The organism is Bradyrhizobium sp. USDA 4486 (genome assembly GCF_054057995.1).
Window position 1 is genome coordinate 3,651,055 of the sequence record NZ_JBSRZV010000001.1, and the last position, 14,366, is coordinate 3,665,420.

The 14,366-nt window shown below is 64.6% G+C and carries 7 protein-coding genes and 2 pseudogenes; 5 read left to right on the forward strand and 4 right to left on the reverse strand.

Features of this window, described 5'->3' with window-relative positions:
- Positions 1-79: 79 nt before the first annotated feature.
- The 3 genes from ACVWY3_RS17970 to ACVWY3_RS17980 are packed head-to-tail and all read right to left on the reverse strand — an operon-like array spanning position 80 to position 5,773.
- Positions 80-3,502: an error-prone DNA polymerase gene (locus ACVWY3_RS17970; RefSeq protein WP_456839652.1), complete on the reverse strand. Its 3,423-nt coding sequence runs from the start codon at positions 3,500-3,502 to the stop codon at positions 80-82.
- The gene (locus tag ACVWY3_RS17975) at positions 3,499-5,088 is read right to left on the reverse strand and encodes a Y-family DNA polymerase (RefSeq protein ID WP_456839653.1); all 1,590 of its coding nucleotides are present in this window, start codon (positions 5,086-5,088) and stop codon (positions 3,499-3,501) included. The genes ACVWY3_RS17970 and ACVWY3_RS17975 overlap by 4 nt, the downstream gene beginning before the upstream one ends.
- Positions 4,979-5,773 carry an ImuA family protein gene (locus ACVWY3_RS17980; RefSeq protein ID WP_456839654.1) on the reverse strand — a complete coding sequence of 265 codons (795 nt, stop codon included), beginning with the start codon at positions 5,771-5,773 and terminating at the stop codon, positions 4,979-4,981. The genes ACVWY3_RS17975 and ACVWY3_RS17980 overlap by 110 nt, the downstream gene beginning before the upstream one ends.
- Positions 5,774-5,934: 161 nt before the next feature.
- Here ACVWY3_RS17980 and ACVWY3_RS17985 point away from each other — a divergent pair, with 161 nt between their 5' ends.
- The 3 genes and pseudogenes from ACVWY3_RS17985 (at position 5,935) to ACVWY3_RS17995 (ending at position 10,339) form a co-directional block, all read left to right on the forward strand.
- Positions 5,935-7,170: a putative DNA modification/repair radical SAM protein gene (locus tag ACVWY3_RS17985; RefSeq protein ID WP_456839655.1), complete on the forward strand. Its 1,236-nt coding sequence runs from the start codon at positions 5,935-5,937 to the stop codon at positions 7,168-7,170.
- Positions 7,170-8,613, forward strand: a pseudogene (locus ACVWY3_RS17990) (UdgX family uracil-DNA binding protein). Before ACVWY3_RS17985 ends, ACVWY3_RS17990 begins: the two are co-directional and overlap by 1 nt.
- A 97-nt stretch (positions 8,614-8,710) precedes the next feature.
- Entirely contained in the window at positions 8,711-10,339 is a 1,629-nt protein-coding gene (locus ACVWY3_RS17995) for an inorganic phosphate transporter (RefSeq protein WP_456839656.1), read from the forward strand.
- A 74-nt stretch (positions 10,340-10,413) separates the two neighbouring features.
- Here the strand turns inward: ACVWY3_RS17995 and ACVWY3_RS18000 are convergent, their stop codons facing one another.
- The gene (locus ACVWY3_RS18000) at positions 10,414-11,586 is read right to left on the reverse strand and encodes a M20 aminoacylase family protein (RefSeq protein WP_456839657.1); all 1,173 of its coding nucleotides are present in this window, start codon (positions 11,584-11,586) and stop codon (positions 10,414-10,416) included.
- 221 nt (positions 11,587-11,807) lie between these two features.
- Between ACVWY3_RS18000 and ACVWY3_RS18005 the strand changes: the two genes are divergently transcribed.
- Positions 11,808-13,427: a GMC family oxidoreductase gene (locus ACVWY3_RS18005; RefSeq protein ID WP_456839658.1), complete on the forward strand. Its 1,620-nt coding sequence runs from the start codon at positions 11,808-11,810 to the stop codon at positions 13,425-13,427.
- Between the two features lie 12 nt (positions 13,428-13,439).
- Positions 13,440-14,319: pseudogene (locus ACVWY3_RS18010) on the forward strand (alpha/beta fold hydrolase).
- The last annotated feature ends 47 nt before the right edge of the window (positions 14,320-14,366 follow it).

A 14,366-nucleotide genomic window follows, 5' to 3' on the forward strand; every position in this document is an offset into this window, starting at 1 on the left:
GCCGCGCGCACCTGCTTCCGCCGTCATGGCGGGACGCACCCCACGGCAGCTGAGGGTGTGGCGGGCATTCCGTGCACACCTAATGAAAATCCCGCGACGGCGGCAGGATGCGGACGTTGCGGGGATGGCGGATTTTTTGCGCGGGCATGTCCGCAAGCGCGCCGGGGTCTTCGTTGAGGGGCTCGACCACGGTGGCGCTTGATGGCACCGGATGCTTGCGGCTGAGAGCATCGTTGGCCAATCCGACCAGATCGTGCGAGCGGTCGACCATGCGCTGCGCGATCAGATGCGTGACGTTTTCGGGGCTGCTCTGGATATAGCCATGGACCTCGATGAGGCGCGCGCCCATCACTTCTTTGCGGTACTGCTCCATGATCTTGGGCCAGACCACGACATTGGCGATGCCGGTTTCGTCCTCCAGCGTCATGAACACGACGCCGCTGGCGCTGCCCGGCCGCTGCCGCACCAGGACGACGCCGGCGCAGCGGACGCGGCGCCGATCGTTCTCGTGGCTGATCTCCTTGCAGGCGACGACACGCTCGCGCGTAAACATTTCGCGCAAAAACTCCATCGGGTGTCCTTTCAGCGACAGGCGGATGGTCTGGTAGTCGGCGACGACCTGCTCGGCGCGCGGCATCAGCGGCAGCGGTTTTGCATGCTCATCGGGCTGCTCACGCGCGGTTGCCGCCTCGAACAGCGGCAGCGGCACGTCGTCGGGCAGCCGCCGCACCTGCCACAGCGCCTCGCGGCGGTCGAGCCCGAGCGAGCGGAACGCGTCGGCATCCGCCAGCAGGATCAGCGCGCGCTTGGGCAGGCCGGTGTCGCGAGCAAAGTCTTCCACCGAGGTGAAGGGCCGGCGATTGCGGGCGGCGACGATGCGGTCGGCCCAATCCAACTCACTGTCATTCCGGGGCGATGCGTCAGCATCGAACCCGGAATCTCGAAGTTCCGGGTTCACGCTTCGCGTGCCCCGGAATGACGAGCGTTTCAGCCGCTCCTCATCCTCATCAAGCCAATGGAAGCCATCGATCTGGCGGAAGCCGAGACGAACGGCACAATATCTGTCGTCAGTATTCTCCAGCGTGTTCTGCGCAAAGCTGTAGGACACATCGATATCGCGCACCTCGACGCCGTTCTTGCGGGCGTCACCGACGATCTGCGCCGGGGCGTAAAAGCCCATCGGCTGCGAGTTCAACAGAGCACAGCAGAAGGCGTCGGGGTGATGATATTTCAGCCATGAGGAGATGTAGACGAGCTGGGCAAAGCTCGCGGCATGGCTCTCCGGAAAGCCGTAGGAGCCAAAGCCCTTGATCTGGTCAAAGCAGCTCTTGGCAAAATTGGCATCATAGCCGCGCGCGACCATGTTGCCGATCAGCTTCTCCTCGTATTGGCCGATCGTGCCGACATTGCGGAAGGTCGCCATCGAGCGACGCAGACCGTTGGCCTCCTCGGAGGTGAACTTTGCCGCCTCGATCGCGATGCGCATCGCCTGCTCCTGGAACAAAGGCACGCCCTTGGTCTTGTGCAGCACCTTGTAGAGCTCGTCCGCAGGACCATGCTCGGGCGATGGCGAGGGATAAGTGACTTTCTCCTGACCGTTCCGCCGCCGCAGATACGGATGAACCATGTCGCCCTGGATCGGCCCGGGGCGCACGATCGCAACTTCAATGACGAGATCGTAGAAGGTTCGCGGTTTCAGCCGCGGCAGCATGTTCATCTGGGCGCGGCTCTCGACCTGGAACACGCCAAGCGACTCGCCGGCACACAGCATGTCGTAGACCTTGGGATCGTCCTGCGGGACGCTCGCCAGCACGTAACGCTCACCCTTGTGGTCCGCAATCAAATCAAAACACTTCCGGATGCAGGTCAGCATGCCCAGCGCGAGCACGTCGACCTTCATCATGCTGAGCGCATCGACGTCGTCCTTGTCCCATTCGATGAAAGTGCGGTCGTCCATCGCAGCGTTGCCGATCGGCACATAGGTGTCGAGCCGGTCCTGGGTCAGCACATAGCCGCCGACATGCTGAGAGAGATGGCGCGGGAATTCGATCAGCTCGGTCGCGAGCTCGACCGCGAGGTTGATCATGGGATTCTGTGGATCGAGCCCGGCCTGCCTGACCTGCATGTCGTTGAGGCCCTTGCCCCAGCTGCCCCAGACGGTATCGGCGAGCGCGGCAGTGACGTCCTCGGTCAAACCCAGCGCCTTGCCGACATCGCGAATGGCGCTGCGCGGGCGATAATGGATGACGGTGGCGATGATCGCGGCGCGGTGGCGGCCGTAGCGGCGATAGACATATTGCATCACCTCCTCGCGCCGCGAATGCTCGAAATCGACATCGATGTCGGGCGGCTCCAGCCGCTCCTTGGAGATGAAGCGCTCGAACAGGAGATCGACCTTGGTCGGATCGACCGAGGTGATGCCGAGCACGTAGCACACGGCCGAATTCGCCGCCGAGCCCCGCCCCTGGCACAGGATGTTCTGGCTGCGCGCATAGTGGACGATATCGTGCACGGTGAGGAAGTAATGCGCGTATTTCAGCTCGGCGATCAGCGCGAGCTCCTTGTTGAGCGTGGCGCGCAGCTTGTCGTCGATCTTGCCGCCGAAATACTTGTCGACGCCCGCCCAAGTCAGATCCTCCAGATGCCCCTGCGCAGTCTTGCCCGGCGGCACCGGCTCGTCCGGATACTGATATTTGAGCTGGTCGAGCGAGAAGTCGATGCGGTCCGCAAAACGCATGGTCTCCGCGATCGCCTCGGGGAAATCGCGGAACAGGCGCGCCATTTCGCGGGGCGTCTTCAGGAAGCGCTCGGCATTGGCCTCCAGCTTGCGTCCGACCGCCTCGATCGTGGTCTTTTCCCGGATGCAGGTGAGAACGTCCTGAAGCGGGCGCCGGGCAGGATGATGATAGAGCACTTCGTTGGTCGCGAGCAGCGGCACTTTTGCTTTTGCGGCGAGATCGTCGAGCCGCACCAGGCGGCGGCGATCGTCGCCGCGATAGAGCAGGCTCGCCGCCAGCCACACGCCCTCGGCTCCGCTCGCCTTCAGCTTCGCGAGAATATCCAGCACCTGCGCCGGCTCGAAGCGATGCGGCAGCATCAAGGCCAGGAGCTGCCCTTCGGAAAACGCGAGCAGGTCAGCAAACCTGAGATGGCACTCGCCCTTCTCGATCCGCGTGATGTCGTCGCCGCGCTTGCCCCTTGTGAGGAGCTGGCACAGCCGGCCATAAGCGGCGCGGTTTCGCGGGTATACGAGAATATCGGGCGTGCCGTCGATGAAGACGATGCGCGCTCCGATCAAGAGTTTCGGCTTGTACAGCACCTTGTCGTTGTCGAGCTCCTTGTAGGCGCGCACCACGCCGGCGAGCGTGTTGTGATCGGCAATGCCGATCACGGGGATGCCGAGGATGCTGGCCTGATGCACATAGGCGCGCGGATCCGAGCCGCCGCGCAGGAAGGAGAAATTGGTGGTGATGCCGATCTCGGCATAGGCTGATGTCGTCATGCGAAGAGACCGTGCACATACCAGTTGGGAGACGCGGGCTCGCCGTCGCCGTCGAACACCTCGTTCTCGTAGAGACCGTCGCGAAAGATCCAGAAGCGCAGGCCTTCGGCATCCTCGATGCGGAAATAATCCCGCGTCAGCTGCTTGCCGTCCTGCCGCCACCATTCCATCGCGATGCGCTCGGGCCCTTCTACGCGCACTACCGCATGCCGCGCGCGACGCCAGGTGAATTGATGCGGCGGACCATCGGGCACGGTCGCGAACGGCACCTTGATCGGCTCCGGCTTGTCGAACAGACGCAACGGGCGCAGCGGCGGCTCGCTCTCGGCGCGCGCCGGCCATTCGGCCTGCATGGCGGCGGCGAGATGATGCTGGGCGGGCGCGGCCAGCACCGCGCATTCGGGGATATGGGTGTCCTGCGGCAGATGCACGACGACGCGTTTTCCGCCGATGCGCGCGGCGATGCGGTCGATCAGGGCGGCAAGCTCGTCATTGTCGTGGACATGGGCATCGAGATCGCGCTGCTCCTGCACCACGATCTCGGTGCGACTTGCCGACAGGCGCACCATGTCGAAGCCGAAGCCGGGATCGAGGGGATCGGCGAGCGCATCGAGCCGCTCGCGGAACAGGCGGTCGATAACCGCACTTTGTGTTACCGGCCGTCCGGTCTCGACCATGATCGCGCGCACCACGCCGTCGGTGCGGAAGAACGCAGCTTCGAGCCGTCGCGCGCCTTTGCCCTGCTTCTCCATGGAGGCGATCAGGGTGTCCGCGAGCCGCGACAGCGTCATCGCGATCATGGTGTCGGTTGCGATCGGCTCGGCAAAGCGCTTCTCGACGATATAGTCGGGCAGCGGCTTGCGCGGATTGATCGGCGCATCGCCCTGCCCGAGCGCATGCGCGAGCAGCGTGGAGAAGCGGGCACCGAACCGGGCCGTGATCTCGCTCGGCGAACGCGAGGCGACATCGCCGATGGTCTTCAGGCCGGCGCGGCGCAGGCCGGTGGTAATAGCCTCGCCCGCGCCGAGCGCGGACACAGGAAACCGGTCGATCGCCGCCGCCTCGCCGCCGTCGGCAACGATGATGCCAGACGTTTGCCGCGTCAGCGTGCGCGCGCAGACGGAAGTACCTGCGATCGCCGCGCTGACGGCAAAGCCTTGCCGGGCGAGCGCCCGGACCAGCGTCTGCAGCAGCGCAGCCTCGCCGCCGAACAGATGCGCGCAGCCGGTGATGTCGAGAAACAGCCCGTGCGGCGGATCGAGCGCCACCAGCGGCGTGAAGCGGTCGCACCAATCGGCGATGTCGCCAAGCGTCTTGGCATCGGCCACGACATCGGCATCGAACACCTTCAAGTCCGGGCACATCGCCCGCGCATTGGCCAGCGGCTGGCCGATGTACAGGCCGAGACGCTCGGCAGCCTCGTCGAGCGCATGGATCACCAGCGCATTGTTCTCCTTGATGACGACGATGCTCGGTTCATCCTGCGCGCCGCTGCTCACCTGCAAAAACCGCTGGATCCGGTCGATGGGCAGGCGCGGCAGCCACAGGCTGAGGATACGTCGACGGTTCACTGAACTGGCACTCATCACAATTCCATTCCATGATCCACCGGCCGCACGGGCCATGACGATTGCGCAAGAGCTCGGCATCGAAGCGCGGCGCGCCCCAGGCACTCCACATTGCCCCCGGCGGCGAATGCGCCGCACGCAGCATCCATCGCGTCTCCGCGGTCGAAGGCAGCGGCTGCGCCGCCATCCGCAGCATCAGCCCGGTGACGCCTGAAGATTGCGCGGCGAGGGTCAGCTTGCGGCTCGCGACGAGATCGAACTGTCTGACATCGCCCCAGAGCTCGAGCACGACCGCGCCGAGCGCATCGCAGGCGAGCGCGTCGGCCGAGATGCGCAGCGCGCTCTCGACATCGGCGGCGCGCGCCATCACGACGCGGCGCGGATCGAGCCCGAGCTCGGCAATCCCGCTCATCGACAGCGCACCGGTTTCAACTTCCGAAAAATCCTGCCGCACCCACAGCAGCGGCCGCTGCGCCGAGACGCGCCCTGCGAGGCCCATGACAAAACCCGTCGCAGTTGTCCCCTGCCGCCCCTCGCAAAACACCTCGTGGATCGCCGCGCGCGCGAGCCCGCCCTTCAGCGCGGCGTCGGCCTCGCCATGGCCGAGCGCGACGCGGTCATACTGATGCATGACCTCCGCCGTCTCGATGCGCTCGATCTGGCCGCGCAAGGTCGCAAGCGCGCTGATGCGTGCGCTGCTCATGCTCGCCGCTCCTTCAGAGGTGATTGCCGTGGCCTGCAAAAGAAGAACCAGCGGCTGGCTCATTTGTTCATGATATGTTCTAATATAAAGCTAACGGCGCTTGAAGAGTCAATCAAATTGGCGCGCCAAAGATTCATGAGTGGAATCAAAGAGATTCAGGCATGGACGTACAACGCAAACTGGAAATTCTCGCGGATGCCGCCAAGTACGACGCCTCCTGCGCCTCCAGCGGCACCGAGAAGCGGGATTCCAGCGACGGCAGGGGCATGGGCTCGACCGCGCCAGGCATGGGTATCTGCCATTCCTACGCGCCTGATGGACGCTGCATCTCCCTGCTCAAGGTGCTGCTGACCAACGCCTGCAATTACGATTGCCTCTATTGCGTCAACCGCGCCTCCTCGAACGTGCCGCGCGCCCGCTTCACCATCGACGAGGTCGTCAAGCTCACGCTCGACTTCTACCGGCGCAATTACATCGAGGGCCTGTTCCTCTCCTCCGGCATCATCCGCAGCCCCGACTACACGATGGAGCAAGTGGTCAGTGTCGCGCGAAAACTGCGCGAGGAGCATCACTTCCGCGGCTACATTCATCTCAAGACCATTCCGGAGGCCGACGACGCGCTGATCGCGGAGGCCGGCAAATATGCCGACCGCCTCTCCATCAACATCGAGATGCCGCAGGAGACCAGCCTGCAGCAATTCGCGCCGGAGAAGAACGTTCGCGCGATCCGCCGCACCATGGGCCGGCTGCGGCTGAAGCTGGACGAAGCCGAGGAAGGCCGTAACGCGAAGACCAGGGCGAAGCCGCAGCGCTTCGCACCGGCCGGACAAAGCACGCAGATGATCGTCGGCGCCGACAGCGCGAACGACCACACCATTCTTCACACCAGCGCCAATCTCTACGGCTCCTACCGGCTGCGGCGTGTCTATTACTCCGCATTCAGCCCGATTCCGGACGCCAGCCGCGCTTTGCCTCTGATACAGCCGCCGCTGCTGCGCGAGCACCGGCTCTACCAGGCCGACTGGCTGATGCGGTTCTACGGCTTCGACGTCGGCGAGATCGTCGACGACAGTGCGATGCTGCCGCTCGACATCGATCCGAAGCTCGCCTGGGCGCTGCGCCACCGCGACCGCTTTCCGCTCGACGTCAACCGCGCCAGCCGCGAGGAGCTGCTGCGCGTGCCGGGCTTCGGCACCAAGGCGGTCGAACGCATCATCGCAACGCGCCGCACCACCACCATCCGCCTTTCCGATCTCGCTCGCCTGCACGTGCCACGGCACAAGGCGCTGCCGTTCATCATCCTCAGCGATCACCGGCCCGCCCCGCATCGTCTCGATGCGGCCGGGCTCATCGAAAGGTTCAAGCCGAAGGCAACACAACTGGGGTTTGGCTTCTGATGCAGTACATCATTCTCGACACCGAAACCGATTTCGACGGCTGGCGCAACGCCGCGCGTTCGCTCGTGCTTCATCATGTGGAGCCCACCGATGTCACCTGGGCCGTGCAGGGCGGCGAAGCCGATTTGTTCGCGCCACCCGGGCCGTCGCCGATCCTCGAGGTGAACGACGGCACCTTCAACGTGCCGGCAAAATTCGTCGAGCTCGCGAAAGCAGCAATGCTCCATCGCGACGGCGAGCGATTTGCGATCCTCTATCGCCTGCTCTGGCGCTTGAAGGACAACCACGATCTCATCGAGGTCGCGACTGATCCCGATGTCGCGCTCATCACGGCGATGGCAAGAGCGGTTCATCGCGACGAGCACAAGATGCATGCCTTCGTGCGCTTCCGCGAAATCGGCCGGGAACGTGCCGCGCATTACGTCGCCTGGTTCGAGCCGGAGCATCACATCGTCGAACTCGCCGCGCCGTTCTTCGCCAAGCGCTTCGCCGATATGCCGTGGTCGATCCTGACGCCGGACCTCTGCGCGCATTGGGACGGCCATGCGCTCTCATTCACGCCGGGCGTGAGCAAGAACGAGGCGCCCAGCGAAGACCGGCTGGAGGAAACCTGGCGGCGCTATTACGCCAGCATCTTCAATCCGGCGCGGCTGAAGGTGAAGGCGATGCAGACGGAGATGCCGAAGAAATACTGGAGGAACCTGCCCGAGGCTTCGATCATTAAGCCCTTGATCGAAGACGCCGAACGCATGACCGGCGCCATGATCGCCAACGCCGCAACCGATCCGCACAAACCTCAGATGCGGCCGGAGGCTCCGATGAAGCGCCAACCTGCTGCCGACGATCTCGAAACCCTCCGCGAGGAGGCCGAGCATTGCCGCGCCTGCCATCTCTACAAGGACGCGACGCAGACCGTGTTCGGCGAGGGCCCGAAGTCCGCCAACATCATGCTGATCGGCGAGCAGCCCGGCGACAAGGAAGACCTCGCCGGCCATCCTTTCGTCGGACCGGCCGGACAGATGCTCGACCGCGCGCTGGAGGAAGCCGGCGTCGACCGCAAGAAGGTCTACGTCACCAATGCGGTCAAGCACTTCAAATTCGTGCCACGCGGAAAGATCCGCCTGCATCAGAAGCCGAACACACCTGAGATCCGGGCCTGCCGGCAATGGTATGAGCGGGAAGTTTCGGCAATCCAGCCCGACCTCATCGTGGCGATGGGCGCGACCGCCGCGCAGAGCGTGTTCGGCAAGATCACGCCGATCGGAAAGAACCGCGGCCGGCTCATGGACCTGCCCGACGGACGCAAGGCGCTTGTGACGGTGCACCCGTCCTATCTTCTGCGGGCTGCCCGATCCGAAAGCGAAAGCGCTGGAGTATCAGCGCTTTGTTGAAGACCTGAAGATCGCCGCCAATTTGCAGAAGAAAGGCGCCCGTGCCGCTTAAATAGAACAGGAAAGCGACCTTAGGACGCAGGTTGTCATCCAGCCTTCAAATCATTCGCGGACAATAGCCCTACCAATAGGTTAAGGGGCGTCCAAAGATGACAGACGTTGCATTCGACCGAGCTGTAGGCGATCCGTCGCCGGTCCAGCCGGCTTCCCGGCCCAATCTCGACAAGGGTTTCAACCCGCTCACCATGATCCTGTTCTTCGGGATCCTGGCTGCGGGCCTGCTCTATGTGGCCTACAGCATCTATAGCGATGTCGATGCGACCGGCACCAAGGTCACGACCTACCTGCCCTACGTCCTCCTGTTCGTTGCGCTGCTGATCGCGCTCGGGTTCGAGTTCGTCAACGGCTTTCACGACACCGCCAACGCGGTCGCGACCGTGATCTACACCCATTCGCTGCCGGCGGAGTTCGCCGTGATGTGGTCGGGCTTCTTCAACTTCCTCGGCGTGCTGCTCTCCTCCGGCGCGGTCGCCTTCGGCATCGTCTCGCTACTGCCGGTCGAGCTGATCCTCCAGGTCGGCTCCAGCGCCGGCTTCGCGATGGTGTTCGCGCTGCTGATCGCCGCGATCCTCTGGAATCTCGGCACCTGGTTTTTCGGACTTCCTGCCTCCTCCTCGCACACGCTGATCGGCTCGATTATCGGCGTCGGCATCGCCAACGCCGTGATGCGTGGCCGCGACGGCACCTCGGGCGTGGACTGGAGCAAGGCGACCGAGATCGGCTATGCGCTGCTGCTGTCGCCGCTGGTCGGCTTCATCTGCGCCGCCGTGCTGCTGCTGGTGCTCAAGATGATCGTGCGCAATCCGGCCCTGTACGCCGCGCCCGAGGGGCACAAGGCACCGCCGCTGTGGATCCGTGGCCTGCTGATCCTCACCTGCACCGGCGTCAGCTTCGCCCATGGCTCGAATGACGGCCAGAAGGGCATGGGCCTCATCATGCTGATCCTGATCGGCACCGTCCCTACCGCCTACGCGCTCAACCGCGCACTGCCGGAATCCCAGGTTGCCCAGTTCCAGAAGACCTCGGAGGCCGCTTCCAAGGTGATCTCGGCCAAAGGTGCTGGCCACAGCATCATCGGCGATCCCCGTCCGGCGGTGACCCAGTACATCGCGCTGCATCAGCTCAACGAGGGCACCTATCCCTCGCTCGCCGTGCTCGTGAAGGACGTCGGTGACCAGGTCGCCAGGTACGGCTCGCTGAACAAGGTTCCGGCAGAAGCCGTGGGCAACACCCGCAACGATATGTACCTGACCTCGGAAGCGATCCGCTTCCTGATGAAGGACAAGGAAAACGATCTCAGCAAGGAGGAGATCGCAACCCTGAACGCCTACAAGGGCTCGCTCGACGCCGCCACGAAGTTCATCCCGAACTGGGTGAAGATCGCGGTGGCCATCGCGCTCGGCCTCGGCACCATGATTGGCTGGAAGCGCATCGTGATCACGGTCGGTGAGAAGATCGGCAAGACCCATCTCACCTACGCCCAGGGCGCTTCTGCCGAGCTCGTGGCCGCCGCCACCATCGCGGCCGCCGACAATTTCGGCCTGCCGGTGTCGACGACTCACGTGCTGTCGTCAGGCGTTGCCGGCACCATGGCCGCGAACGGCTCGGGTCTGCAATGGTCGACCATCCGCAACTTGCTGATGGCCTGGGTGCTGACCTTGCCCTGCGCGATCATGCTGTCGGCCACGCTCTACGTGATCTTCTCGCGGCTCTTCTGAGCGATCACCTCACGCGAAGTCAAAGGGCCCGTGCGATGCACGGGCCCTTAATCATTTGTGCTTTGGCTTCCGCCTTACGACGCCGCGAGTTGCTCCTCGACCAGCTTGACCCAGTAGGACGTGCCGTAGACGATCGCCTCGTCGTTGAAATTGTAGGCGGGGTGATGCAGGCCGGCGCTGTCGCCGTTGCCGCAAAAGATGAAGGCGCCGGGACGCGCTTCCAGCATATAGGCGAAATCCTCCCCGCCCATCAGCGGCGGCATCTCGAGCACGTTGGCTTCGCCCGCAACCTGCTTCGCTATGCGCGTCGCCACCTCGGTCTCCGCGGCGTGGTTGTTCACGACGGGATAGTTGCGCTTGTAGCGCAAATCGATCTTCGCACCCGTGATCTGCGCCACGCCCGCAACCACCTCGTGCACGCGCTTCTCGACCAGCCTGCGCACCTCCGGCGTCAGCGTGCGGATCGTGCCGCGCAGCGTCGCCGTCTGCGGAATGACGTTGCGGGCGTTGCCGGCATGGAATTCGCAGATCGAGATCACCGCCGATTCCAAAGGATCGACGCTGCGTGCGACAATCGATTGCAGCGCCGTGATCACCTGCGCGCCCACCAGCACGGAATCCACGCATTTGTGCGGGCGCGCGGCATGGCCGCCGAAACCCTCGATCATGATGTCGACCTCGTCGGTCGCCGCCATGATCGGGCCCGGCCGGATCGCGAACGAGCCGATCGGGATGCCGGGGCCGTTGTGCATGCCATAGACCTGCTCGATGCGGAAACGCTCCATCAGCCCGTTCTTGACCATGGCCGCGCCGCCAGCACCGCCCTCCTCAGCCGGCTGGAAGATCACCACGGCATCGCCAGCGAAGTTCCGAGTCTCGGCAAGATAGCGCGCGGCGCCGAGCAGCATCGCGGTGTGGCCGTCATGGCCGCAGGCGTGCATCTTGCCGGGGGTCTTGGAGGCGTAAGGCAGGCTGGTCTCTTCGTCGACCGGCAGCGCATCCATGTCGGCGCGCATGCCAATCACCTTGAGCCCCTCGCCGGCCGGCTTGCTACCCTTGATCACGCCGACCACCCCGGTCTGACCGATACCGGTCACAACCTCATCGCAGCCGAACTCGCGCAGGCGGTCCGCCACGAATGCTGCGGTGCGGTGCACGTCGTACAGCAATTCCGGATGCGCGTGGATGTCCCGGCGCCAAGCCTGAATATCGGGTTGGAGGTCGGCGACGCGGTTCACAATGGGCATGGAAGGTCTCAAGCTTGGTTGAAAATACAGGACTGTCTACCATGCAAGCGCGAGTCCACCCAACTGCCTGAGGTCCGGGGAGCTCTGCCTCCCCGTCATGGCCGGGCTTCTGGGGGCTTCTGGCCAGCTTGTCTTGGCCATCCACGTCCGACTACTAGGACGGGACCCGCGTGGATGTCCGCGACAAGCTCGGGCATGATACCTGTTGGGGTGGAAGCAGAATGCCAAGACGGCTCGAAGGTGAGTTTGACTATATCGTCGTAGGGGCCGGCACCGCCGGCTGCATCCTCGCCAATCGGCTGTCGAGCGAGCCCAGGAACCGTGTCCTCATTCTCGAAGCTGGCGGCGACGACAACTGGATCTGGTTCCATATCCCGGTCGGCTATCTCTTCGCGATCGGCAATCCGCGCTCGGACTGGATGTTCAAGACCGAGGCCGAGCCCGGCCTGAACGGCCGCGCGCTCGCCTATCCCCGCGGCAAGGTGATCGGCGGCTGCTCGGCGATCAACGCCATGATCTCGATGCGCGGCCAGGCCGCCGACTACGATCACTGGCGCCAACTCGGCCTGACCGGCTGGGGCTACGACGATGTGCTGCCGGTGTTCAAACGGCTCGAGGATCACTTCCTCGGCGCGAGCGAGCATCACGGCGCCGGCGGCGGCTGGCGCATCGAGGCGCCGCGGCTGTCCTGGGACGTTCTCGATGCCGTCGGCGATGCCGCAGAAGAGATGGGCATCAAGCGCATCCCGGATTTCAACACCGGCGACAACGAAGGCACCAGCTATTTCCACGTCAACCAGAAGCGCGGCCGCCGCTGGTCGTCGGCACGCGGCTTCCTCAAGCCGGCGCTGAACCGGGCGAACCTGCGGCTCGAAAAGCATGTGCTCGTCGATCGCCTCATCATCGAGCAGGGCCGCGCCGTCGGCGTGCGCTTCATCCGGAACGGCGAGATCATCGAGGCACGTGCCAAGCGTGAGGTCATCCTCTCGGCAGGCGCGATCGGCTCGGTGCAGGTGCTGCATCGCTCCGGTATCGGCCCCGCCGACTGGCTGTCGCCGCTCGGCATCGACATTGTCATGGACAAGCCCGGCATCGGCCGAAACTTGCAGGACCATCTCCAGCAACGCGCGATCTACAAGGTCGAGGGCGTGCGCACGCTGAACGAAACCTACTACAATCTCTTCCGCCGCGGGTTGATGGGGCTCGACTACGCTTTCCGTCGCCGCGGTCCGTTGACGATGGCGCCCTCGCAGCTCGGCATCTTCACGCGTTCGGATGCCACGCGTTCGCGCGCCAACATCCAGTTCCACGTGCAGCCGCTGTCGCTGGACAAATTCGGCGATCCCCTGCACCGCTTCCCCGCGATCACGGTGAGCGCCTGCAACCTCCAGCCGACCTCGCGCGGCACCGTGCGGCTGCGCGCGGCGACGCCCGACGAGAAGCCGATCATCGCGCCGAATTATCTCTCGACCGAGGAAGACCGCCAGGTCGCCGCCGACGCCATCCGCACCACCCGCCGCCTGATGCGACAGAAGGCGCTGGCAAAATATCGCCCGAGCGAATATCTGCCCGGCCCCGCCGTCGGCGACGACGATGCCTCGCTGGCGAAGGCTGCTGGCGACATCGGCACCACCATCTTCCATCCCGTCGGCACTGCGAAGATGGGCGCGGCGAATGACCCGATGGCGGTGGTCGACGAGCGCCTGCGCTTCTACGGCCTCGGCAATCTGCGCATCGTGGACGCATCGATCATGCCGACCATCACGTCCGGCAACACCAACACGCCGACGGCGATGATCGCCGAAAAGGGCGCGACGATGATCCTGGAGGATGCGAAGTAGCATCCCGTCGCCATGATCAATTCGCACCGCCTTTCAATCGGCCCCGCCGGCGCAGAGATCGCCATGCTGCAATGGGGCGGGAGCGGCAAACCGCCTGCCCTGCTCGTGCACGGCACCAGTTTCGTCGCCGACGTCTGGGACGAGGTCGCGCGCGAGCTTGCCTCGGCCTACACCGTCTACGCCCTCGACCGCCGCGGCCATGGCGCCAGCCACAAGCCCAGCAGCTATCACTTCCTGGACTTTGCCGACGATGTCTGCCGGGTCATCGATGCGCTCGGGCTGCGCGAGGTCTACGGCATCGGCCACAGTGCGGGTGCGACCGATCTCCTGCTCGCGGCAAAGCTCTTGCCTGGGCGTTTCACACGCCTGTTCGTGATGCAGCCGACCATCATGAACCCGCGCACGGCGCGCGCCGGCGGATTGGACGAAGGGTCCCTGTCCCGCGTGCAAGGCGCGCTGCGCCGGCAAGCGGAATTCGACAGCCGGGATGCCGTCTTCAACCGCTACCGCGCGGCGCCGGCATTCGCGGGTTGGACCGAAACGTCGCTGCGGGCCTATGTGCGTCACGGCTTCGTGCCGATCGAGAATGGCCGCGTCCGGCTCTGCTGCACGCCCGAGATTGAATCGGCGATGCTGCGTCCGATCTACGAGGCGATGACGCAGGTTTACGTCGGCGATGCGCGCGGCAATCCGTTTGCCTCGCTTGCCGAGCGACTGCCCGGTGCGCGTTACCACCGCCGCGAAGTCGGGCCCGATCTACAAGGTGATGGCAGCGCGCGCGGTCTCGCTGCTTCCGAACGTCAGCACGTTGGTGTTTGAAGGCGCCGGGCATTGCGTGGCGCAGGAAATGCCGGCGGCCGTGCTTGAGGCGATCCGGGAGTTCGCGAAATAGCCCTCCTGCACCGGACGCAGCGCAGCACAAAGTGGTGCGCTGCTGAG